Annotated in this window: 25 protein-coding genes; 10 read left to right on the forward strand and 15 right to left on the reverse strand. The window is 51.9% G+C overall.

Features of this window, described 5'->3' with window-relative positions; translation table 11 throughout:
* Window positions 1–27 precede the first annotated feature (27 nt).
* The gene (acsA, locus tag KNP74_RS02480) at window positions 28–1,734 is read right to left on the reverse strand and encodes an acetate--CoA ligase (protein WP_214763261.1); all 1,707 of its coding nucleotides are present in this window, start codon (window positions 1,732–1,734) and stop codon (window positions 28–30) included.
* Window positions 1,735–1,889: 155 nt separating this feature from the next.
* Here acsA and KNP74_RS02485 point away from each other — a divergent pair, with 155 nt between their 5' ends.
* The 3 genes from KNP74_RS02485 to KNP74_RS02495 are packed head-to-tail and all read left to right on the forward strand — an operon-like array spanning window position 1,890 to window position 4,330.
* Window positions 1,890–2,519, forward strand: a complete 630-nt coding sequence (locus KNP74_RS02485) for a GNAT family N-acetyltransferase (RefSeq protein WP_214763262.1) — start codon at window positions 1,890–1,892, stop codon at window positions 2,517–2,519.
* A 12-nt stretch (window positions 2,520–2,531) separates the two neighbouring features.
* Window positions 2,532–3,164, forward strand: a complete 633-nt coding sequence (locus tag KNP74_RS02490; protein ID WP_138859175.1) for an acetoin utilization AcuB family protein — start codon at window positions 2,532–2,534, stop codon at window positions 3,162–3,164.
* The gene (locus KNP74_RS02495) at window positions 3,161–4,330 is read left to right on the forward strand and encodes an acetoin utilization protein AcuC (protein WP_214763263.1); all 1,170 of its coding nucleotides are present in this window, start codon (window positions 3,161–3,163) and stop codon (window positions 4,328–4,330) included. Before KNP74_RS02490 ends, KNP74_RS02495 begins: the two co-directional genes overlap by 4 nt.
* Window positions 4,331–4,380: 50 nt before the next feature.
* Here the strand turns inward: KNP74_RS02495 and ccpA are convergent, their stop codons facing one another.
* The 4 genes from ccpA to KNP74_RS02515 form a co-directional block, all read right to left on the reverse strand.
* Window positions 4,381–5,394, reverse strand: a complete 1,014-nt coding sequence (gene ccpA / locus KNP74_RS02500; protein WP_034778263.1) for a catabolite control protein A — start codon at window positions 5,392–5,394, stop codon at window positions 4,381–4,383.
* A gap of 126 nt (window positions 5,395–5,520) precedes the next feature.
* Complete coding sequence (locus KNP74_RS02505) at window positions 5,521–6,612, reverse strand: bifunctional 3-deoxy-7-phosphoheptulonate synthase/chorismate mutase (RefSeq protein WP_214763264.1); 1,092 nt, start codon at window positions 6,610–6,612, stop codon at window positions 5,521–5,523.
* Window positions 6,613–6,748: 136 nt separating this feature from the next.
* Window positions 6,749–7,459, reverse strand: a complete 711-nt coding sequence (locus KNP74_RS02510; RefSeq protein ID WP_034778265.1) for a YtxH domain-containing protein — start codon at window positions 7,457–7,459, stop codon at window positions 6,749–6,751.
* A gap of 22 nt (window positions 7,460–7,481) precedes the next feature.
* Window positions 7,482–8,006 carry a DUF948 domain-containing protein gene (locus KNP74_RS02515; protein WP_138859172.1) on the reverse strand — a complete coding sequence of 175 codons (525 nt, stop codon included), beginning with the start codon at window positions 8,004–8,006 and terminating at the stop codon, window positions 7,482–7,484.
* A gap of 172 nt (window positions 8,007–8,178) precedes the next feature.
* On the opposite strand from KNP74_RS02515, the gene KNP74_RS02520 reads away from it, so the two are divergent.
* Window positions 8,179–9,291 carry an aminopeptidase gene (locus KNP74_RS02520; protein ID WP_214763265.1) on the forward strand — a complete coding sequence of 371 codons (1,113 nt, stop codon included), beginning with the start codon at window positions 8,179–8,181 and terminating at the stop codon, window positions 9,289–9,291.
* A 36-nt stretch (window positions 9,292–9,327) separates the two neighbouring features.
* On the opposite strand, the gene KNP74_RS02525 is transcribed toward KNP74_RS02520, so the two are convergent.
* The 6 genes from KNP74_RS02525 to KNP74_RS02550 form a co-directional block, all read right to left on the reverse strand.
* Window positions 9,328–9,780 carry a Dps family protein gene (locus KNP74_RS02525; protein WP_034778268.1) on the reverse strand — a complete coding sequence of 151 codons (453 nt, stop codon included), beginning with the start codon at window positions 9,778–9,780 and terminating at the stop codon, window positions 9,328–9,330.
* Between the two features lie 102 nt (window positions 9,781–9,882).
* Entirely contained in the window at window positions 9,883–11,190 is a 1,308-nt protein-coding gene (gene murC / locus KNP74_RS02530) for a UDP-N-acetylmuramate--L-alanine ligase (RefSeq protein ID WP_214711755.1), read from the reverse strand.
* Window positions 11,191–11,278: 88 nt separating this feature from the next.
* The gene (locus KNP74_RS02535; RefSeq protein WP_214763266.1) at window positions 11,279–12,229 is read right to left on the reverse strand and encodes a hypothetical protein; all 951 of its coding nucleotides are present in this window, start codon (window positions 12,227–12,229) and stop codon (window positions 11,279–11,281) included.
* A gap of 53 nt (window positions 12,230–12,282) precedes the next feature.
* Window positions 12,283–12,903, reverse strand: coding sequence for a YtpR family tRNA-binding protein (gene ytpR / locus KNP74_RS02540; RefSeq protein WP_138859168.1), 621 nt, complete (start codon window positions 12,901–12,903; stop codon window positions 12,283–12,285).
* Window positions 12,904–12,951: 48 nt separating this feature from the next.
* The gene (locus KNP74_RS02545; RefSeq protein ID WP_138859167.1) at window positions 12,952–13,743 is read right to left on the reverse strand and encodes a DUF1444 family protein; all 792 of its coding nucleotides are present in this window, start codon (window positions 13,741–13,743) and stop codon (window positions 12,952–12,954) included.
* A gap of 5 nt (window positions 13,744–13,748) precedes the next feature.
* On the reverse strand, window positions 13,749–14,060 hold the full coding sequence (locus KNP74_RS02550) for a thioredoxin family protein (RefSeq protein ID WP_034778277.1): 312 nt from the start codon (window positions 14,058–14,060) through the stop codon (window positions 13,749–13,751).
* 114 nt (window positions 14,061–14,174) lie between these two features.
* Here KNP74_RS02550 and KNP74_RS02555 point away from each other — a divergent pair, with 114 nt between their 5' ends.
* On the forward strand, window positions 14,175–14,507 hold the full coding sequence (locus KNP74_RS02555; RefSeq protein WP_138859166.1) for a hypothetical protein: 333 nt from the start codon (window positions 14,175–14,177) through the stop codon (window positions 14,505–14,507).
* Window positions 14,508–14,557: 50 nt separating this feature from the next.
* Here the strand turns inward: KNP74_RS02555 and KNP74_RS02560 are convergent, their stop codons facing one another.
* Complete coding sequence (locus KNP74_RS02560) at window positions 14,558–15,574, reverse strand: PTS sugar transporter subunit IIC (RefSeq protein WP_214763267.1); 1,017 nt, start codon at window positions 15,572–15,574, stop codon at window positions 14,558–14,560.
* A gap of 125 nt (window positions 15,575–15,699) precedes the next feature.
* The gene (locus KNP74_RS02565; protein ID WP_034778279.1) at window positions 15,700–16,773 is read right to left on the reverse strand and encodes a M42 family metallopeptidase; all 1,074 of its coding nucleotides are present in this window, start codon (window positions 16,771–16,773) and stop codon (window positions 15,700–15,702) included.
* Between the two features lie 136 nt (window positions 16,774–16,909).
* Between KNP74_RS02565 and KNP74_RS02570 the strand changes: the two genes are divergently transcribed.
* The 4 genes from KNP74_RS02570 to dhaM all read left to right on the forward strand — a co-directional run bounded on the left by KNP74_RS02570 (window position 16,910) and on the right by dhaM (window position 19,270).
* On the forward strand, window positions 16,910–17,212 hold the full coding sequence (locus KNP74_RS02570) for a PepSY domain-containing protein (RefSeq protein ID WP_021065576.1): 303 nt from the start codon (window positions 16,910–16,912) through the stop codon (window positions 17,210–17,212).
* Window positions 17,213–17,316: 104 nt separating this feature from the next.
* Window positions 17,317–18,294, forward strand: coding sequence for a dihydroxyacetone kinase subunit DhaK (dhaK, locus tag KNP74_RS02575; RefSeq protein ID WP_138859164.1), 978 nt, complete (start codon window positions 17,317–17,319; stop codon window positions 18,292–18,294).
* Between the two features lie 24 nt (window positions 18,295–18,318).
* The gene (dhaL, locus tag KNP74_RS02580) at window positions 18,319–18,909 is read left to right on the forward strand and encodes a dihydroxyacetone kinase subunit DhaL (protein ID WP_138859163.1); all 591 of its coding nucleotides are present in this window, start codon (window positions 18,319–18,321) and stop codon (window positions 18,907–18,909) included.
* Window positions 18,902–19,270 carry a dihydroxyacetone kinase phosphoryl donor subunit DhaM gene (dhaM, locus tag KNP74_RS02585; protein WP_256440833.1) on the forward strand — a complete coding sequence of 123 codons (369 nt, stop codon included), beginning with the start codon at window positions 18,902–18,904 and terminating at the stop codon, window positions 19,268–19,270. Before dhaL ends, dhaM begins: the two co-directional genes overlap by 8 nt.
* Before the next feature lie 24 nt (window positions 19,271–19,294).
* On the opposite strand, the gene KNP74_RS02590 is transcribed toward dhaM, so the two are convergent.
* Window positions 19,295–19,804 carry a hypothetical protein gene (locus KNP74_RS02590; protein ID WP_233004420.1) on the reverse strand — a complete coding sequence of 170 codons (510 nt, stop codon included), beginning with the start codon at window positions 19,802–19,804 and terminating at the stop codon, window positions 19,295–19,297.
* Window positions 19,805–19,909: 105 nt separating this feature from the next.
* Window positions 19,910–20,557 carry a tRNA (guanosine(46)-N7)-methyltransferase TrmB gene (gene trmB / locus KNP74_RS02595; RefSeq protein ID WP_214763268.1) on the reverse strand — a complete coding sequence of 216 codons (648 nt, stop codon included), beginning with the start codon at window positions 20,555–20,557 and terminating at the stop codon, window positions 19,910–19,912.
* A 135-nt stretch (window positions 20,558–20,692) separates the two neighbouring features.
* On the opposite strand from trmB, the gene cydS reads away from it, so the two are divergent.
* Window positions 20,693–20,803 carry a cytochrome bd oxidase small subunit CydS family protein gene (cydS, locus tag KNP74_RS15075; RefSeq protein ID WP_021065570.1) on the forward strand — a complete coding sequence of 37 codons (111 nt, stop codon included), beginning with the start codon at window positions 20,693–20,695 and terminating at the stop codon, window positions 20,801–20,803.
* Window positions 20,804–20,806 lie beyond the last annotated feature (3 nt).

Consider the following 20,806-nt stretch of genomic DNA (forward strand, 5'->3'; position numbering starts at 1 on the left):
ACACATCGCGTGTCGACCTTTTGTCGTTCAATCTTCCATTGTCGATAAGTCACCTGTCTCAAGGTTCAATTCCCAAGCTTTCAAGACGCGACGCATGATCTTCCCGCTTCGTGTTTTCGGCAGCTTGTCTTTGAATTCAATCTCACGCGGGGCCGCATGGGCCGCGAGCCCTTCTTTGACGAACTTTTGAATCTCCGTCTTCAGCTCGTCTGACGGCTCATAGCCTTTACGGAGCGCGATGAACGCCTTGATAATCTCTCCACGGACCGGATCTGGTTTCCCGATGACACCGGCCTCGGCAACTGCCGGGTGCTCGACGAGACGACTCTCGACTTCGAACGGACCGACCCGTTCGCCTGCCGTCATGATGACGTCATCGACGCGGCCTTGGAACCAGAAGTAACCATCCTCGTCCATATAGGCCGAATCGCCTGAGACGTACCAATCGCCCCAGAAATAGCTCTCATACTTGGCGTCGTTCTTCCAAATCTTCCGCATCATCGACGGCCATGGCGTCTTGAGGGCCAAGTTGCCCATCCGATGCGGCGGGAGCGGTTGACCGCGGTCGTCTAAGATGGCCGCTTCACAACCCGGGATGGCTTTCCCCATCGAACCCGGTTTGATATCCATCGTCGGATAGTTACAAATCATCATCGCACCCGTCTCTGTCATCCACCACGTATCATGAATCCGTAACCCAAACGATTCGTTCCCCCAACGAATGACTTCCGGGTTGAGCGGTTCACCGACCGAGAGGATATGGCGGAGAGACGATAGATCATATTTCTCGAACGCTTCTTCGCCGGCACCCATGAGCATCCGGAACGCCGTCGGCGCGCTGTACCAGACGGTGACCCCGAACCGTTCGATGACCGAATACCAGAACTCCGGATTGAATCGTCCCCCGACGATCACATTCGTCGCCCCGTTCAAGAACGGTGCGAAAATCCCGTAGCTCGTGCCCGTCACCCAGCCTGGGTCGGCCGTGCACCAGTAAATATCATCCGGTTGTAAGTCGAGCACCCATTTCCCGGTCATCAAGTGCTGCACCATGGCGTTATGGACATGCAGGACGCCTTTCGGCTTCCCGGTCGACCCTGACGTATAATGCAAGATCATGCCGTGCTCACGGTCAACCCATGTGATGTCGAGGTCAGTCGAAGCTTCAGCCGCCAATTTGCGATAGTCGATGATTTTTCCGGCTTCTTCTACCCCGTCGCCGACGATCAAAATCGTCTCCAAGTGTGGGAGCTGATCGACCGGGATGCGCGGCAAGAGCGCCTCGGTCGTCACGATGACTTTCGCTTCCGAGTCGAGCAGACGGTCGTGAACGGCTTGTTCCATGAACGCCTCGAACAACGGACCGACGATGGCGCCCAATTTAAGTGTGCCGAGCAAAATAAAATAAAGTTCTGGACTCCGCGGCATGAAGATGAAGACGCGGTCGCCTTTCTCCACTCCAACCGATTTCAGAACGTTTCCGGACCGATTGCTTTCTCGTTTCATATCTTCATACGTATAGCGCTCTTCTCGTTCCCCATCGAAATAGAGCAATGCCAGTTTTGTGGCCAGTTCACCTTCGGCGTGACGGTCGATCGCTTCGTACGCCATGTTGATATTCCCCGTCAAATTCCAAGAAAATAGTGCTTCTGCTTGAGTCCACTCGAACGACTGACAAGCCTCTTCATACGACGCCAATTGATGTTCCCCTGATAACGCTTTCAATTTTTCCATCGCTAAAGATTCGCCTCCCCTGTAATGAATGGTATAACCACTTTCAGTATAGTGTTAATATTGTGACAAATCAATGAATTTCCAAAATCTCCAAAAGAGCGTGAAAGAAGTAGAATGAAAGCGCTATAATAGAAGGTGGAAAAGGTGGTGACTCCATGGAAAAACAATATCATTCAAAGGTGTGGGAAACCTCACTCGGAGCCGTAATCATCGATGGACCCATCGAAAGCGATGTACTGGCGACGTATCGCCTCGATGAGGGATTGACCGCATTTCGTGAACCAGAGGACCAACATAAGGCCCTCGTTGAAATCGCTGACTTGAAAGAAGGTCGCATTATCGTGGCCCGCGTCGACGATCTCGTCATCGGCTACGTGACGTATTTATATCCAGACCCGTATGAGCGTTGGAGCGAAGGGAACGACCCTTACATTCTCGAGCTCGGCGCCATCGAAGTGAGTCCGCGCTTCCGCGGTCAACGGATCGGCAAACAGCTGCTCGAAGTGTCGATGATGGATCCACATATGGACGACTTCCTGATTTTGACGACGGAATATTATTGGCACTGGGATCTAAAAGGAAGCGGACTCACCATTTGGGACTATCGGAAAGTGATGGAGAAGATGATGAACCACGGCGGGCTCGTCTTCTTCCCGACCGACGACCCGGAGATCGCCTCGCACCCGGCCAACTGTCTCATGGCACGAATCGGCAAGAACGTCCGGCAAGAGACGATTGACCACTTCGATTCACTCCGGCTGCGACGCCGGTTCATGTATGACTGAGGAGGGATCAGGATGCTGATTGAACAAATGATGAACCGTCATGTCGTGACGATTCAACCGACCAATACGATTGCCCATGCGGCCAAGCTCATGCGCGACCACAAAGTACGCCATCTCATCGTCACAAATCCGGCCCGTCAAGTCGTCGGAATCGTCGGCCAGTTCGAGATGAGCGGTGCGACGAGTGTGTTCCACCCCGAAAGCGAGAGCGCTGACTTTAAAAACCCTGTCTCGAGCATCATGCGCCAAGATGTAACAACGGCGCACCCGTACGATTTTTTCGAAGACGCGGCCGCCTTGTTTTATGAGTATCGTTTGACATGTCTTCCGATCGTCGAACAAGGAAAGCTCGTCGGCGTGTTGACCGAGACAGATTTATTGCGATATTTCGTCCAATTGACCGGTGCACTCGAGCCGAGTTCACAAATTGAAATCTTAGTCGAGAATACGACCGGCACGCTTGAAAAAGTGACGCGGCTCCTCGCCAAGACGAACGTGAATATCATAAACGTGTTCGTCCACCCGACGGCCGACCCATATAAACGGATCATCTCGTTCCGCGTGCAGACGATGAATCCGCTCCGCATCATCGAACGGTTGAAGCGTGAGGGCTTCGACGTGCTCGGTCCGGAGATGTCCCCATGAGACCGGCCTACATATTCGGCGAGAACGAGAACTCGTACCGCTTTCACGAAGATCATCCGTTCAATCCGATTCGCCTGGAGCTGACGACGTCTCTCCTCATCACCTCAGGCAAGCTTCAGGCCTCCGAGTGTATCGCTCCTCCCCTCGCATCGGTCGAGTCGCTCGCGCTCGTGCACGACCTCGATTATATCGAGGCGGTCCAAGCGGCCGCCGCAGGTGAGCTGTCGACGTTGAAAGCGAACAAATTTGGGCTCGGTACTGAAGACACTCCGATTTTCCCAACCATCCATGAAGGGGCGGCCCGGCTCGTCGGGGGGACGATGCACGCCCTTGACTTGGTCGCGAGCGGAAAAGTCGAGCGTGCGTTTCACGTCGGGGGCGGTCTGCATCACGGGATGAGACGAAAAGCGTCAGGTTTTTGCGTCTATAACGATGCGGCCGTCGCCATCGCTCACGTCCGTCAGACGTACGGGTCGCGTGTCTTGTACGTCGATACCGATGCCCATCACGGTGACGGCGTCCAGTGGCTGTTTTATGACGATGCGGATGTGATGACCTTATCCATCCATGAGACCGGCCGCTACTTGTTTCCTGGGACAGGATCGGTCACGGAGCGTGGTAACGGGAACGGCTATGGATACAGTTGGAACGTCCCGGTCGATGCGTTCACCCAAGATGATTCCTTCCTGCGCTGTTACGAGACCGTGTTCCGGGAAGCGTGCGAGTGGTTCAAACCCGATATCATCCTGACACAGAACGGCGCCGACGCCCATGCGTTCGACCCGCTGACACACCTCGCCTCGACGATTCGGACGTTCGAACAGATTCCACAAATCGCCTCTCGACTCGCCGATGAGTACACGGAAGGTCGCCTCGTCGCCCTTGGCGGCGGCGGGTATGACTGGTATCGGACGGTGCCGCGCGCCTGGTCCCAAGTATGGGCCGGCCTGACGCGTGAGGCACCGTATCGTGGTGACATCCCGGTCGAATGGATTGAACAATGGCAGGCCAAAGCCGATCAAACGTTGCCGACGCGGTGGGATGACCATACGTACACGTTCCAACACATTCCACGAAAGCAACAAATCGAGGAGAAGAATTGGGAAGTGTCGAAACGCGCCTTTTGGCCGTTCATCTCGAACGATCGCAAATCAATATATGTCTAAAAAAATCCCCTCGTCCGCGGAGTGACTCCGACTGGCGAGGGGATTTTTATTCAGTCTTGACGTACCGAATCGCGACGTTCGATGCGGTGCGGCAAGACGACGTTTTTCTCTTCGATTTCTTCAGCGTTCAAGATTTTCGTCAAGAGACGCATGGCAACGGCACCGATATCATACATCGGTTGGACGACCGTCGTCAATTTCGGACGAATCATCGTCGCGAGACGCGTGTTATCATGGCCGACGACTTCAAAATCGTTCGGGACCGAGAAACCGGCGTCTTGAATCGCGTGAATGACACCGAGTGCCATCTCATCCGTACCGGCGAAAATCGCTTTCGGGCAATCGTCACGTTCGAGCATCTTCTGCATCGCCTCAAGGCCTGATGCGTACGTGTAGTTCCCGAGGACGACGTCACTCTCACGGAACGGGAGTCCGGCGTCGTCAAGGGCACGGCGGTAACCAGAGAATTTCTTCTCGCCATTGATTTGTTGCTCGAGTGGTCCTGTGATGAAGCCAACTTGTTTGTGGCCGTGGCCGATCAACATTTCGGTCGCATCGTACGCTGCCTGCTCGTAATCGATGTTGACCGCCGGAAGGTCATATCCTTGGTTGAGCGTCGCCGCAAGGACGATTGGCACCGGCGACTTCTTGAACTCGTTGACGAGATCTTCATGCAGACGTCCACCCATGAAGATGATGCCGTCGACTTGTTTGCCGAGCAACGTGTTCAACAAATGGATCTCTTTGTCACGGTTCGAGTCCGAGTTTCCGAGAATGATGTTGTACTTGTACATCGTCGCCACGTCTTCAATCCCACGCGCGAGGTCTGCGAAAAAGATGTTCGAGATATCAGGGACGATGACGCCGACCGTCGTCGTCTTCTTGCTGGCGAGTCCGCGGGCGACGGCGTTCGGACGATAACCAAGACGGTCGATGGCGTCCTGAACTTTCTTACGGGTCGTCGGTTTGACGTTCGGGTTTCCGTTGACGACGCGTGAGACGGTTGCCATCGACACCCCGGCTTCTCGTGCGACATCATAGATGGTTACATTATTACTATTCATTAAAACTCCTCCTACAAGCAATGATTTTCAAACGATTTTCAAAAAACGTGTCAAAAAAGGAAGACAGGTATCTGTCATCATTTTACCCTGTCTTCACGCTATATAAAACGTTTCCAATTGGAAAGCTTACTTTTTCACCAAATCAAGTTGAGGGAACTGGGCCGTAAGCCCGTCCACGAATTGATCGAATTGGTCGAAATCGAGTTGTTGCTGGGCATCCGACAAGGCAATCGCCGGATTCGGGTGCACTTCGACCATGACGCCATCGGCTCCGACCGCAAGCGCCGCCTTGGCCGCCGGCAGTAACAAATCACGTCGTCCCGTCGAATGGGTGACATCGACCATGACCGGTAAATGCGTCTCTTGCTTCAAAATCGGTACCGCCGTAATATCGAGCGTGTTGCGTGTCGCCCGCTCATACGTCCGAATCCCGCGTTCGCACAAGATGACTTGGCTATTCCCGCTCGCCATGATGTACTCCGCCGCATAGATGAACTCCTCGATTGTCGCCGCGAGACCGCGTTTCAACAAGACCGGTTTTGAGGTCTTCCCGACTTCTTTCAACAAATCGAAGTTTTGCATGTTACGCGCGCCGACTTGGATGATGTCTACATAAGGGAGTGCCGACTCGACCGCACCTGGTGTCATGATTTCCGAGATGACCCGTAAGTCGTGGCGATCCGCTGCTTGTTTCAACAGCTGCAATCCATCAAACCCAAGTCCTTGGAAATCATATGGGGAGGTTCGAGGCTTATACGCCCCGCCGCGCAAGATTTTGACACCAGACAACGCTAACTTTTCAGCGACAGCATTCACTTGTTCGAATGATTCAACCGCACACGGTCCCGCAATCAATTGCGGACGTCCGTTCCCAATCGTGACATCGTCGAGCGTGACAATCGTATCTTCGGCTTGACACTTTCGCGAGACGAGCAACGTCTTATCCCGGTCTTCTCCTTGAAGCTCGGCCGAGGCTTTGAACATTTCTTTGAACAAGTGCTGCAAGCGAGCCGTCTCGAAAGGACCAGGATTCGATGCCGCAATAAAGTCTAACATTTCTCGTTCGCGGACCGGGTCGTACCGTTCGACGCCTTGCAGACGTTTCACTTTACCGATTTCGACAGCGAGCGTGCCGCGGCGGCTGAGCAAGTCGAGCATCTCACGATTCAACTCATCCATCTCGCGACGTAAACGATTCAATTGATCTTGTGGACTCATAAATACCCTCTCATTTCTAAGCCGTTCTTTCCAGAAACCTAATTATATCGAACTTTAACCGCTTTGTCATAGGGAAATGGGCTAGCGACACAAAATCAACAAAAAAAGCGTCCGGATGGTCCGGACGCTCGATGCATTACTTGTTGCCGTTTTTAAGATCGTTTTTCAAGTCCTTTAATTCTTGTTTCGACTCATCGTCGAGCAAGTCTTTTACAGGGGCTTCGAAATCCGATTCATAGTCTTCTGACTGATCACGGCTGCTTGATGCTTCTTGTTTGTTCGCTGCCGATTTGTTTGTGTTTGCTTTGTTCGCGTTCGGCTTGCTTTCTGATGACTTCGGTTTATCAGATGAGGCATCCGTTTTAGCGTCTGCTTTCGATGAATCGTTTGAGTCGTTCGATTTTTTTGTTTCGCTCGACTGATCTTCTGAAGCGCGGTCGAGCTGTTCTTTCACTTCAGCTTCTGCCTCGGCTACGAGTTGATCGGCTTTCTCCATTGCTTCTTCGATTGACAACTCATCTTCGTCGACTTGTTGCTTCAATTCGGCTGCTTCACGGGCCTTGTCTTTGACGAGGTTCAAGACAGGCGCTGCTTTATCGCTCGCCACTTTGATCCATTCACCAACGACCGGCTCTGCTTTCTCACGTACTTCTTTCGATTTGACCGTCAATCGCTCACGCGACGTCGCCGTCTTCTCGTCTAAATACGTACGCACTTCACGACCACTCTTCGGTGATGTGAGGAGTGCCACGGCCGCGCCGATTACGCCGCCAAGAACGACACCTGCCAAAAATCCACCGCTCGGTTGTTGTTCGTTGTTATATGTTTTGTTCTTGTCGTATGTCATCGTTACTTCCTCCTTGTGATGGTTATGATTTGATTGTGTCGTCTGTCGCAATCACCCCTGGTGAGACCGTTGTCGGTTCTTGTTCTTGTTTCCGGTCTCGACGTCCGCGACGACGTGATGGTCGTTCGTCAGAAGAGGTCTCTGTTTTATTTTTCTTAAATAATTCTACAGCGACAGATCCCCATCGTACCGCTTGGGCGATCTGTTCTTTATTTTCGTCTGCTGCCACGTGAACAGAAGAAGAAACCGTCCGTACCGACTCCGTCACTTCGTTGAGCGACGTGCCGAGCTCATCAAGCGCGTGAGCCACTGGTGCGAGCAATTCTGTTTTCTCTTCGACGTTATCTACAAGACGGTTCGTCTTATGTAAGAGCGCCGTCACTTCCATTGTGATTCCGTCTAATTGACGTTCTAAGTTTTCAGTCGTGTTGGCGACGCTGCCGAGTGTCCGATTGACGTTCGACAAGACACGTGCCAAGAAAAATACGAGTACGACAAATGCGAGTGCCGCGATGAGCCCTGCAATGCCTCCTAATGTGATTTCCATGCATCCATTCCTCCTGTTCGATAATGTGGTGTTTTCATTATAGCACCATTATGACTGAAAAGATTTGTCACAACCGTTTTCGCCATCCGGTCTGATTATTCCTTTACCCGTTTTTATGTTTTCGATTACACTAAAATAGAAATAAATTTAAAAAAGTTAAAGGGGTGGACGTATGAGAGATCCAAGAATCACGCAACTCGCCGACGGATTGATCAATTATTCGGTCGAATTGAAGCCAGGGGAACGCGTTCTAATCGAAAATTTTGGTGTCGAGGAGTCGCTCGTCGAAGCGCTTGTCGAGAAGGCGTACGAAGCCGGGGGGCATCCGTTCGTCTTGTTGAAAGAGAGCCGTATTTTGCGTAAGCTCTACAGCGGAGCAAGCCGAGAGCAACTTGAGCTCATGGCCGACATCGAGCGCAAACAAATGCAGGCCATGGACGCCTATATCGGACTTCGGGCCGGTGACAACATTAACGAGTTATCAGACGTTCCGGCCGAGCAACAAAAACTCGTCGGGGCCACCATCGGTAAAATGCATACCGAGGACCGCGTCAAAGGAACGAGATGGGTCGTGCTGCGTTATCCGTCCCCATCGATGGCGCAACTCGCCGGCAAATCGACCGAGGCATTTGAGGACTTCTATTTCAACGTCTGTACGCTCGATTACCGCAAGATGGACCGGGCTATGGACGCCCTCGTCACGCTCATGAACGAGACCGACCGTGTCATGATCAAAGGGCCAGGAACGGACCTCAGCTTCTCGATCAAAGATATCCCGGCCATCAAGTGTTCGGGTCAGATGAACATCCCGGACGGTGAAGTGTTCACAGCGCCGGTCAAAGACTCGATCAATGGCGTCATCACGTATAACACGCCATCTCCATATCATGGCTTCACCTTCGAGAACGTGTCGTTGACGTTCCAAGACGGAAAAATTGTCAACGCGACCGCGAACGACACCGACCGAATCAATGACGTGTTCAATACGGATGAAGGCGCACGCTACGTCGGCGAATTCGCCATCGGCGTCAACCCGTACATCCAACACCCGATGAAAGATATCTTGTTCGACGAGAAAATCGACGGCAGCTTCCACTTCACACCAGGCCAGGCGTATGACGACGCCTATAACGGGAACAACTCTTCAATCCACTGGGATCTCGTCAACATCCAACGTCCTGATTATGGCGGCGGCGAGATTTGGTTCGATGACGTATTGATTCGCAAGGACGGACGCTTTGTCGTCGACTCGCTCTTGCCTCTCAATCCAGAAAATCTAAAATAAAAAACAGGCGTGCCGATTGCGGCACGCTTGTTTTCATTACAGCTTCGTCTTTTTGCCGAGCGCTGCCGACATCATCCAAATCTCTTTCTCGAGTCGCTCGATATGAGAGACGAACGTGTCTTCGATTGCTTCGTCCCCGTCTTCGAAGTTTTCCATCGCGTCTTGCATCTCTTGACGGATCTGTTTGAAGTCACTGATCACGTCCTTGATCATTTGATCGGTATCCGCATGGCGATCCCCTTCTTGCAACGTCGAATGTTCGAGATATTCTTTCATCGTCGCATACGGTTCGCCGTCATTCATCAAGAGCCGCTCCGCCACGTCATCGTACAGTTCAGCGACGAGGTTATACAGTTCCTCCAACTTTTCATGGTACGTGAAGAAGTGAGGTCCGCTAATGTACCAGTGGTAGTTATGCAGTTTGACGAATAAGAGGCCATAGTTGGCCACCTCTTTGTTCAATGTACTCAATGCGCCTTGGCTTGCCATCCTTAACATCTCCTTTTCCAAATTCAGTCGCTAATACTATTACCGTCTTGACTTGATGTTAAACACAAAAAAAGCGAACGGCATCAGCCATTCGCTCTCGATTCACGCTTCGAGTTGGACGTGATTCTCGTATTCACGTTGGTACGTTTGAATGTCTCCGGCTCCCATGAACAGGAGAACCGCGTCTTTATGTTGACTTAAGACACTGACCCCGCCCCGCTTCAAGACGTTCGCGCCTTCGATACGCGATTGCAAGTCTTCGATCGTGACAGTACCTTCTTGTTCGCGAGCCGAACCGAAGATGTCACACAAGTACACCACGTCCGCTTCGGCTAATGCCGCAGCAAAATCATCCATGAATGACTTCAGGCGTGTATACGTGTGTGGTTGGAAGATGGCTACAACTTCACGGCCGGCGTATTTTTTACGTGCCGCTTCGACTGTCGCGCTGATTTCCCGTGGATGGTGGGCATAATCATCCACTAACACTTGGTTTCCGAGCGTCGATTCGCTGAAACGACGTTTCACGCCGTTAAACGTCTCGAGGCGGTCTTTAACCAATTCTTTCGGTAAGTTCTCATAGTCACACGTCGCGATGACGGCAAGGGCATTCAAGACGCTGTGGTTGCCATATCCCGGAATGCGGAACGTCCCATAGAAGTCGTCACGCAAGTAAACGTCAAACGTTGTTCCGTTGTCCGTCGAGTTCACGTTCTCGGCACGGAAGTCGTTATGGGCACCGAAACCGTAATAGACGATTGGCACGTTTGCTTGAATGTGTTGCAGGTTCTCATCATCGCCACAAGCGATGATGCCTTTTTTCACTTGCTTCGCCATTTCTTGGAACGCATCGATGACGTCATCGAGACCCGAGAAATAATCCGAGTGATCGAAGTCGATGTTCGTCATGATAGCGTAGTCTGGACGATAGTATAAGAAGTGACGCTTGTACTCACATGCTTCGAAGACAAAATTCTTCGAGTCTTCGACCCCTTCTCCTGTGCCATCGCCAATCAAGAACGACGTCGGCTCGATGCCGCGCATGACGTGAGCCAACAGACCTGTCGTCGATGTCTTACCATGAGATCCCGTAATGGCGACACTCGTGTAGTGGTCGGCCAATTCGCCGAGAAACTCATAGTATTTGTATATCGTCAATCCGAGCTCGCGCGCTCGAACGACTTCAGGGTGATCGTCAGCGAAGGCGTTGCCCTGTACGACGATTTGCCCTTCGGTAATATTTTCAGGATCAAACGGAAGGATTTCAATTCCTTTGCGATTCAATGCTTCTTCAGTAAAAAATGCTTTGTCAACGTCCGAACCTCGGACCTCATTGTTCATGTCATTTAAAATTTGAGCTAAAGGACTCATGCCCGTTCCTTTAATTCCGACGAAGTGATAACGGTTCATCTGTAAATAGCCCCCCTAATTCATTGCGGTCTGTTGAAAAAATGCGACAAACCTTTGTCATTATAGCAAAACTCCAGGAGTCATGCTATTACAGATTATTGTTTTTTTTCGCCAAACGACGACTCTTATACATCGCCATCCGGTCTTGCGGTGTCATCATGACATTGAGCGGAGGGCCTTCCGCTTTATACGAGACGCTCATCGCAGGCGTCAACTCTTCTTCGTCAGACACTTCAATCGGTTCATCAGTCTGTAATGTTTTCGCAACATCTTCGACAACCGGGGCCACCGTCTCAACCGGCGCATCGAGCGAAACGTCCTCTTCGGTCACGTCTTGCTTTTCATCCCGGACGGCAATCTTCGATGATTTCAAATCGGTCGAACCCATGAACACAGAGGCGAACCCGCTCTCTACAATCGAGACTTCCCCGAGGAGCGGTTTAGTATCTTGTTCAGCTGTCTCGTCTTCAGAGAGGAGCGGGCTTTCCTCGATCGTTTCCGTGGAAATAATCGTCTCTTCGCTTGGCGTATCCGCGTGCTCGGACACCATTTCCTCAAGCGTCTCCGCTGATGGCGATTCGTCCGCTGTGACATCGAGGTCAGGCTGTGACGTCGGCGCATCATCGACGATTCGCACGGATTTGTCTACTGAATCAACTACAGCTTCATCCACTGATTCCATCACGGATTCGTCTACTGACTCCACCACCGGTTCATCTACGGAATCAATTACCGGTTCGGTCTTAGGCTCAGGCTCTTCGATTGGCGGCACCGCTTCTGACACTTCCTCTACCGGGACGGCCACTCGCTTTGCTTGGCGGATCGCTGAATCGTCACGCGTCTCCGGAGAATGTTCAGTCGGCAGAATGATTTTCGGTTTCGGTCGGGCGTATCCATAAATCGGAGATGGCACATCCGACGGTACAAATTCATCCTTCGGCCCGGGCTTCGGTGCAGGCGCACCTTTCTTCCCTTCCTGGGATAGTTCGCGTCGAATTCGGTCTGCTTGTTGTTTTAATGAACGTTCATATGCATCCATACTTGATTCCTCGCTTTTTCACTCAATCCTATTTAGCAAAAAATCGGTCGAATTTAGCGACCGATTTCAAATGCTTTCCCTACTTCATATTCGTCATCCAATACGAGAATCCCTTTTTCTTGCGGTGCATCAGGTAAGTTCAATTCTCGCGCTGAACAAATCATCCCATGTGAACTTTCACCTCGTAACTTCGATGGACGAATGATTAAACCAGACGGCATGACCGCTCCCGGTTTCGCGACGACGACTTTTTGGCCGGCCGCGACGTTCGGTGCGCCGCAGACAATCTGGACATCACCTTGATCGGTCTCAACTTGACAGATCGACAATTTGTCCGCATCCGGGTGCTTCTCAGCTTCTTTGACGTAGCCAACGACAAATTTCGGGGTGAAGTCCACGCCCGAAAGCTCGGCTTCGATATTTTGTTTACGCAAGATGACGCCGAGCGTCTCAATCAACTCGGCCGTCAACTCGACCGGCCCGTGCCAGTCGCTGACGTCAAAATAATTACTGGCATTGAAGATGTTATAGCCATTGACTTTTCCCGTCGTCGATTTGACGATGGCGACATCATCTTTCCGTTCAACGACTTGGTGGTGGCGATCGCCTTCTCTTAACAAGACCATGAGGACATCGCCGATTCCTTCACGGTTATAAAAAGCATTGATTTGCATACGTAAAAACGCCCCTTCTTTCAAACTAGACACAACTAGTTTAGCAGATTATGCGTCCGTTGGTGGGTTCTTTTTTCCGACAATGAAAATTGGTTCGAGAACGCCGTCCTCATAATGGAAAGAAAGAGCCGTCACCGGAATCCGCCCATTCGTGAAAAAGTCGAACATGAGCTGTTGCATCGCATCATAACCTTGATCGTTGCGGATGTCCGCGATGATCATCACGTCCTGGTGCGGTACCCCGACGAGCATATCGCCTTCGATACGGCGCTCCATGACCCGCAAAAACTCATCATTTAAAATCCGTGACGCTTCATACCCGTCCCGAGCAGCCAGAAAATAGAACGTATTCCCGGCCACGGTATCTTCTTTTAAATCGGTCGGCAACTTCTTGACGTTGTCCCGTGCCAATTCGTCAAGACGCGTCAAAGGCATCCCGTCCAAATGCCGCTCTTCGATCAAGCGATAGCCGTTGCCCAAATCGAGTGCATAAAAGACAGCCGTCTCAGCTGTATGTGGCGTCATCGCGAGTGCTTCCCCACGCTTCGTCTCCGTCGAGAACGAGGCCGAACGGATGACAGGATAAATGTTGACTTCATTGCCAGCGAGTGTGACCGCATCGTCGGCCGAGAGCGCTGTCTCGATGTAGTCGACGACCTCTTCAATGGCGACCTCTCCCCGGACTTTCGCTTTCGCTACGAGCGGGGCGAGACGGATGTTGACGCCGAACCGGTCCGTGGACCGCTCGATGCGCAACACCTCGTTCTCACGGTCATACGAGGTCCGGTACCCTTCCGTAAACCGGCGTTCGAGATGGCGACGTAATTCATTCCGTTCCATCTAGCTCACCCTAACCCATGAAGGAAGGCTTCGACTTGCTCAGGAGTCTTCCGTTCGCGTCCGACATAGCGGTCGACTTCTTGTCCGCCATTGAAGGCGACAAAGCTCGGAATCCCAAAAATGTCGAGCTCTTGTGCGAGCTCCATCCAGTCGTCACGATCGACGTAGTAAAACGTCCAATCCTCGAACTTCGCTTCGATGTCTGGCATGAACGGATCGAGGAAACGGCAATCACCGCACCACGTCGCTGAAAACATCAAGATGCTCTTCCCTTGTTTTGCTTCTGTATACTCGTTCATCGTTGTCAATTGTTTCATGTTCACCACTCCTGTTCTTTTTTCCCCATTCATGATAGCATAAGTCCGTTGTCACATTCCGCTCTCATGTTTTATGATCATCGGGAGCGAAGACTACGTGAAAAAGGTGAAGTCATGACAAAATGGACACGTGAACAGTTGAATCCAGAAATGAAACATCCGCTCGAGCAACTCGTCGGCGTCATCGGCATGCTGGCGATTCTGCGCTACGGCTACTTGTTCATCGATACGGACAAGACGCGAGGCGAGATTTTAGTATGGCTCGTCGTCGGGTTCGCCGTGATTTACATACTCGAACGGGTCGGCAAGCGTCTTGTGCGCAGGCTGCCCATCATTCGAAAACGGTTTTTACTCCCCGTCTATGTCGTCTTGCTCGTCTTATTCTTGGCGAGCTTCCGCGTCCCACGGGAAACCGTCGAGACCGTCCGAACTCTTTTCGGTTGGTGAACGAAAGAGAGCGTCCCGCTTATTCGCCGGGACGCTCTCTTTCGTGTCGCTCAATATTCAATTTTCATATCGTTCGGCCGAATCCGATTGATCCGGACCAACACTTGATAGACCGCATAACTGAGCACTGCCGGACCGACAATCAAAAAGCCGAAGACGACGATGAACATGTGCCAACTGAAGCCCATCGTCTCGAGCATGACAATCGGACCGACGAGTCCGCTCGTCCCCATCCCGGCACCAGCCGCGACGCTCTCGAGCTCGAACAACAGAATCGCGATCGGGGCGAGCACCGCCCCCGCTATCGTCGGCGGCAACAAGATCCAAGGATTCTTCACGATATTGCCGACTTGAAGCATCGAAGTACCAATCCCTTGGGCGATTGCACCGCCGATGCCATTGTCCCGATAACTCGTGATTGCAAAGCCAACCATCTGGGCGGCGCAGCCAACCGTCGCCGCGCCTGCCGCGATGCCACTCAAGCCGAGCATGAGCGCGATGGCCGCACTCGAGATCGGTGCCGTGAGCGCGAGTCCCATCAGTGTCGCGACGACGACGCCCATGAACAAAGGCTGTTGTTCCGTGCCCCACTCGATCCACGTCCCGAGCTGTGTCATGAACAAGCCGACATACTTACCGATATACGTTGCAGCCAAATAACCGACGCCAATGGTCGTGAACGGTGTGACCAAAATATCAAGTTTCGTCGATTTCGAGACGAGTTTGGATACCTCGACAGCGAGCAACGTCGCCACATAACTGCCGGCTGGCCCGAACTCGTAACCGAACGCCCCGACGACGAGCGCCGAGAACAAGATGAGCGGCGGTGCTTGAAGCGCATAGGCGATTGCAATCCCGATGGCCGGACCGGTCAAGCCGATGGCCACATCACCAATCTCGATGAGCGTCGACCCGAAACCGGACAGACTCGTTTCGAGCAATTGCCCACCCGCCGTCTTCATGATCAAGCCGATGATGAGCGTACTGAATAAGCCGAGTGCCATATAACTGAGTGCCGTCACAAAATAAAGCGACGGACTGAGCGTGATCCCTTTTTTCTTAAACATGGAAATCCCTCTTTCCTGTCTTGTCAGTCGTAAAGTTTCTGTCTTCACACTTTTATCAGTATAAGCGTTTCTCGGGAAATTTCAATATAAAAAACGCCACTACACGAGTGACGTTCTCCCTACCTTTAGCGTGAAGCTCGAAGCGTCTCCATCGTCGAACGATCGAGTCGTTTGACGAGCGCCTTGAGTAGCGCTTTCGCCGCATCATAGTCGTCCGTATGCAGAATCGAGGCGTGTGTATGGATGTAACGCGCCGCGACACCGATCACGGCCGTCGGGACCCCTTCCCCGCTCATATGGATGCGGCCTGCGTCCGTTCCACCTGGCGAGACGAAGTACTGCGTTTTGATGTTTTCATCAGACGCCGTGTCGAGTAAGAAGTCACGCATCTCTGGAGACATGACCATGACCCGGTCAAGGATTCGGATGAGCGCCCCTTCCCCGAGTTGGCCGAACTCCGTCTTATTGCCAGACGCATCGTTAGCCGGTGACGCATCGAGAACGAGCGCGACGTCCGGACGAATCATTTCGGCTGCCGTTTGCGCTCCACGGAGTCCGACTTCTTCTTGGACAGTCGCACCCGAGAACAAGATGTTCGGATGATCGGCTTTTGTCGTCTCTTCGAGCAACTCGACCGCCAGACCAACCCCATAACGGTTATCCCACGCTTTGGCCATAATCTTTTTCGGATGTTTGAGCGGCGTGAAGTCGCTTGTCGGCACAGCCGGAAGACCCGGACGGACACCCCATGACTCGGCTTCTTCTTTCGTATCGGCGCCAATGTCGATAAACATCTGTTTCATGTCCATCGGTTTACTCATTGCGTCCGGTCCGAGCAGGTGCGGAGGTGTCGATGCGACGACGCCCGGAATCAATCCATCGTTCGTCACGATATCAAACCGTTGCGCCATGAGCACTTGGCTCCACCATCCACCGAGCGGCTGTATGTATAGCATCCCGTTTTCTGTGATCCGGGTGACCATGAACGCGACTTCGTCCATATGTCCAGCGACCATGATGCGTGGTCCCGCCTCGTCCCCGACCCGTTTCCCAAAGATTGAGCCGATACCGTCCGTCATGACTTCATCGACATGCGGTGTGATTCGGTCACGAACAAACTGACGAACCTCTGATTCGAATCCAGGTGCGCCCGGAAGTTCTGTCAACGTCTTGAATAAGTCTCTCGTTTTTTGTTCCATTTCCATCCATCCCTTCAACCGTTCTTGTTTCATTATATACAGAACTTTTCGGCAGATGCGAATGGTTTTCGTTCCAATGGGGTACAGGTTTTGGTACGATGTACATGATAGCCATAGTTCAAGGGGAGGTAGTCATATGAAGAAAAGGTATTGGTTAGTTGGGATCGGGGTTGCCATCGCGGCCGCACTTATGACGAAAAAAGTGTTAGATGAACGAAGCTTATCGGCCGAGGACGCGCTCGAGTACACGAAACGGGCATTCTCAGCCAAAGGTCACGTTCAAGGCGCATGGATCTCGGCATCACCTGAGATTTACACGTATGACGGACGTGAGTATGACGTCTTTAAAGGCGGCATCTCGGTTCTCGAGAACGACGAAGAGAAGACGTACCAATTTACAGTCGATTCAGAGACTGGCGCTTTACTTGAATATGCATGATGTGGGGTCGGCGATGACATTCGCCGACTTTTTTTGTTTAATCTGGGCGAAAGAGTGGAAAATTGAATATGGTACTTTTCAAACTCAAAAAGGAGTGATCCCACGTGAAGAAACTGATCGGTGAAGCAACCGAGCTCGTGTCACAAATGGTCGAAGGAATGGTCCATGCCCATCCTGAACTGTACGGTCGTGTGGAAGGTTTCAACGTCATCTGTCGTGCTGACGGGGCCAAGTCCGGAAAAGTCGGACTCGTCTCGGGTGGAGGCAGCGGTCATGAACCGGCCCACGCTGGTTATGTAGGTGACGGGATGCTCGATGCCGCTGTATGCGGTGAAGTGTTCACGTCCCCGACCCCGGACATGGTGCTCGAAGGCATCAAGGCGGCCGATGGAGGAAACGGGGTATTACTCGTCGTCAAAAACTATGCCGGTGACGTCATGAACTTCGAGCTCGCCGCCGAACTTGCGGACGCCGAAGGAATTAAAGTCGACCACGTCGTCGTTGCAGACGATGTCGCCATCTCGAACAAGGAAGACCGCCGCGGTGTTGCCGGTACCGTGTTTGTGCATAAAATCGCCGGTGCGGCCGCAGCGAGCGGGAAATCACTCGCCGAAGTGAAAGCGCTTGCGGAGAAGGTCGCGGCAAACGTTCGCTCGATGGGTATGGCTGTCGAACCTTGTTACATGCCGGTGAGCGGCAAGCCAGGTTTTGATTTGAATGAAGAAGAGATGGAAATCGGCATCGGGATTCACGGGGAGCGCGGCGTCGAACGGAAGTCGACGACGAACGTCGATGCCATCGTGGATGACCTGCTCGACCACTTGAAAAAAGAAGTGAGTCCTGGCGAAGTTGCCGTTATGGTCAACGGTATGGGCGGTACGCCCTTGTCTGAATTGTACGTGACGTATCACTTTGTTGCGAAAAAATTAGAAGATGCCGGCTACACGTTGAAACGGAAATACGTCGGCAACTATATGACATCCCTCGAGATGCACGGGTTCTCAATCACGCTCTTGCCGCTCGACGAAGAAATGACGGGTTATCTCGATGCACCGTCGGCGGCACTCGGTTTCAAACTCTAATCCAATGAATGAGGTGTTTATGCAATGTTGACGATTGATGGGTTCAAGCAAGCATTACGACACGCCCAATCCGAGATTGAGGCGAACAAGGATACACTGACCGACCTCGACCGCGCCATCGGTGACGGAGACCACGGTATCAATATGTCGCGCGGCTTTGAAGCGGTCGTCGCCGTACTCGATGACGACTATGCCAGCCTAGGCGACTTGAGCAAGAAAGTCGGGATGACGCTCATGTCGAAAGTCGGCGGCGCAGCCGGTCCACTATACGGGTCGGCATTCGTCAAGGCTGCACCTAAGTTTGGTGACGCGACTGAGGCCGATTTCACGCTCGTTAAAGAAGCGCTTCTTGAGGCGTCGACAGCGATCAAGGCGCGCGGGAAGTCAGAAGTTGGCCAGAAGACAATGGTCGATGTGTGGGAACCGTTCTTGTCTGACTTGAGCGAGGCTGACGATTTTGATGCCAAACTCGACCGCCTCGTCGGCGAGACCGAAGATATGATCGCCACGAAAGGACGGGCATCTTATTTCGGTGAAAACTCACGCGGCACGGTCGACCCTGGCGCACTCTCGAGTTCCATCGTGTTGAAAGCGATTATGAAGGAGGTTGAGTGACATCGTAGAGCTCATCATCGTATCCCATAGCGCTAAAATCGCTGAAGGGATTCAAGACTTGATGAAAGAGATGGCCCCCGCCGTTCCGATCCATTTAGCGAGCGGGCTTGAGGACGGCAGCATCGGGACAGATGTGACCCGTATCCTCGAGGCAATCGAGGCCGTCGACAAAGAAGCGCTCATCTTATCCGATATCGGTTCGGCCACAATGAACGCAGAACTCGCTGTCGATATGTATGAAGGCGATAAAACGATTCAGTTCTATGACGGTCCGATCGTCGAGAGTGCCTTCGTCGCTTCCGTCTCATCCGGTAACGGCATGGATGTCGCTCAAATCGTCGAACAATTGAAAATGGCATAAAAAAAGAGCCTCGCGGCTCTTTTTTTAACGTGGGTTATCGTTTTTCTCATAAATCGGGTTCATGAACTCGGTCGTCGAGTAGAAACGTGGAACAACCACGAACAAGATGACTACCGGGATCGCGATTAAGAGTAGCAAAATCAACACAGGCAACCAATAGACAATTTGTTGTCCGAGCATGTCGATGTTCGCATCCGCAAATTCAGTCGCGCCTTCGACTTCTGCGAGGTCAGCTGTTGCGAGGATTTTGTTGTCCGTCGCATCATAGTAATGGAACTCGGTCTTACGTGTGATGAAGATGCCGTCACGGACCGTATCAATTTCAACGACCGCCGCAATGACTTCATTGCCATTCGAATGACGGAGCGTCTCTTCTTTTACGATTTCAGCCGTTCCTTCTTTGTAGTCATAATGCGTGGCTTTCAGATCCTCTTCAAGGGCGTCCAAGAACGCCTCGTTTGCCGAGGTATTAAGTGGTGCGATTGTTAGAATGAAGATTAGTGCAAGCAGGCTTGCCCATGCTTTTTTCAACATCCCCATGTTCCCCCTTCTCTAATTCCAGTTTAGCGTCATTCCTATTGTACCAAGAAGAAAGAAAAAAGTGTGAAGAAAATGCTATTAAAATAAGAAAAAAGCGTGTCAAATTTTCGGACGGAAAGCTGCCTCCATCCGGTAAATCGGTTGTCCCATGGCGCTGAAGCGCTCTTCGTACTCGGTGCGCACGTTATCCGCCGGCTCGTTCGCATGAAGATCAAGTGAAATATCTGTGAAGTACATGCCGTATTGGCTCATGCTTTCGAGCGAATATTCGAATAACCCCCGGTTATCCGTCTTGAAATGAATCTCGCCTCCGCGTGGCAACACAGCCTCGTATGTGGCGAGGAACGTTTTATACGTCAAACGACGTTTCGCATGGCGTGTCTTCGGCCATGGATCGGAGAAATTCAAATAGACGCGATCGACTTCACCGGCTTCGAAGTAGTCGACGAGTTGCTTGGCATCAACAGTCAACACGCGGACGTTTGGCATCGGTGTCTCGACGAGCTTTTGCACGATCGATACGGCGACGCTCTCGAATAACTCGATGGCGATGAAGTTGACGTCCGGGAACTGTCGGGCCATCCCTAAAATGAATTGCCCTTTCCCCGAACCGACCTCGATGAAGAGCGGATTGTCGTTCTTAAATTCTGCTTTCCAGTTCCCTTTTAACGTTTCGGGATGAGTGATAAAGACGTGTTCTTGAGCTTCCATATATTCTTTGGCCCAAGGTTTGTGACGTAAACGCATGTTTTTCCAACCTTTCGTTCAAGAAATGTTCAAGTTTATGCTGACTAGCCGCTTCGTGCGAGCAGTCCCCTTGCGATTATACACGAAATCATTGTTTAATGAACATGAATCATCCTTCACAAGGAGGTTATATCGATGAGCACGTTGGATCAATTTTTAATCTTTTATGCGGCCCCGCTGACGTTTTTCGGCGCCGTCATCGCCACGTTCGTTTGGGCGTATTTCATGAAACCTGATGATGTCTAATGC

It is taken from the genome of Exiguobacterium sp. s141 (assembly GCF_018618085.1).
In the GTDB taxonomy this organism is placed as follows: Bacteria; Bacillota; Bacilli; order Exiguobacteriales; family Exiguobacteriaceae; genus Exiguobacterium; species Exiguobacterium mexicanum_A.

What these genes read in the sequence shown, in the direction of transcription:
- ccpA (WP_034778263.1), bottom strand. Translation starts at nt 5,394, where the DNA reads ATGAATAGTAATAATGTAACCATCTATGATGTCGCACGAGAAGCCGGG.
- murC (WP_214711755.1), bottom strand. Translation starts at nt 11,190, where the DNA reads ATGAACCGTTATCACTTCGTCGGAATTAAAGGAACGGGCATGAGTCCT.
- KNP74_RS02535 (WP_214763266.1), bottom strand. Translation starts at nt 12,229, where the DNA reads ATGGATGCATATGAACGTTCATTAAAACAACAAGCAGACCGAATTCGA.
- KNP74_RS02550 (WP_034778277.1), bottom strand. Translation starts at nt 14,060, where the DNA reads ATGAAACAATTGACAACGATGAACGAGTATACAGAAGCAAAACAAGGG.
- trmB (WP_214763268.1), bottom strand. Translation starts at nt 20,557, where the DNA reads ATGCGTTTACGTCACAAACCTTGGGCCAAAGAATATATGGAAGCTCAA.
- KNP74_RS02590 (WP_233004420.1), bottom strand. Translation starts at nt 19,804, where the DNA reads ATGTTGAAAAAAGCATGGGCAAGCCTGCTTGCACTAATCTTCATTCTA.
- dhaL (WP_138859163.1), top strand. Translation starts at nt 18,319, where the DNA reads ATGTTGACGATTGATGGGTTCAAGCAAGCATTACGACACGCCCAATCC.
- KNP74_RS02545 (WP_138859167.1), bottom strand. Translation starts at nt 13,743, where the DNA reads ATGGAACGGAATGAATTACGTCGCCATCTCGAACGCCGGTTTACGGAA.
- KNP74_RS02520 (WP_214763265.1), top strand. Translation starts at nt 8,179, where the DNA reads ATGAGAGATCCAAGAATCACGCAACTCGCCGACGGATTGATCAATTAT.
- KNP74_RS02495 (WP_214763263.1), top strand. Translation starts at nt 3,161, where the DNA reads ATGAGACCGGCCTACATATTCGGCGAGAACGAGAACTCGTACCGCTTT.
- acsA (WP_214763261.1), bottom strand. Translation starts at nt 1,734, where the DNA reads ATGGAAAAATTGAAAGCGTTATCAGGGGAACATCAATTGGCGTCGTAT.
- KNP74_RS02555 (WP_138859166.1), top strand. Translation starts at nt 14,175, where the DNA reads ATGACAAAATGGACACGTGAACAGTTGAATCCAGAAATGAAACATCCG.
- KNP74_RS02570 (WP_021065576.1), top strand. Translation starts at nt 16,910, where the DNA reads ATGAAGAAAAGGTATTGGTTAGTTGGGATCGGGGTTGCCATCGCGGCC.
- KNP74_RS02510 (WP_034778265.1), bottom strand. Translation starts at nt 7,459, where the DNA reads ATGACATACGACAAGAACAAAACATATAACAACGAACAACAACCGAGC.
- KNP74_RS02485 (WP_214763262.1), top strand. Translation starts at nt 1,890, where the DNA reads ATGGAAAAACAATATCATTCAAAGGTGTGGGAAACCTCACTCGGAGCC.
- ytpR (WP_138859168.1), bottom strand. Translation starts at nt 12,903, where the DNA reads ATGCAAATCAATGCTTTTTATAACCGTGAAGGAATCGGCGATGTCCTC.
- KNP74_RS02490 (WP_138859175.1), top strand. Translation starts at nt 2,532, where the DNA reads ATGCTGATTGAACAAATGATGAACCGTCATGTCGTGACGATTCAACCG.
- KNP74_RS02505 (WP_214763264.1), bottom strand. Translation starts at nt 6,612, where the DNA reads ATGAGTCCACAAGATCAATTGAATCGTTTACGTCGCGAGATGGATGAG.
- KNP74_RS02525 (WP_034778268.1), bottom strand. Translation starts at nt 9,780, where the DNA reads ATGGCAAGCCAAGGCGCATTGAGTACATTGAACAAAGAGGTGGCCAAC.
- KNP74_RS02515 (WP_138859172.1), bottom strand. Translation starts at nt 8,006, where the DNA reads ATGGAAATCACATTAGGAGGCATTGCAGGGCTCATCGCGGCACTCGCA.
- cydS (WP_021065570.1), top strand. Translation starts at nt 20,693, where the DNA reads ATGAGCACGTTGGATCAATTTTTAATCTTTTATGCGGCCCCGCTGACG.
- KNP74_RS02565 (WP_034778279.1), bottom strand. Translation starts at nt 16,773, where the DNA reads ATGGAACAAAAAACGAGAGACTTATTCAAGACGTTGACAGAACTTCCG.
- KNP74_RS02560 (WP_214763267.1), bottom strand. Translation starts at nt 15,574, where the DNA reads ATGTTTAAGAAAAAAGGGATCACGCTCAGTCCGTCGCTTTATTTTGTG.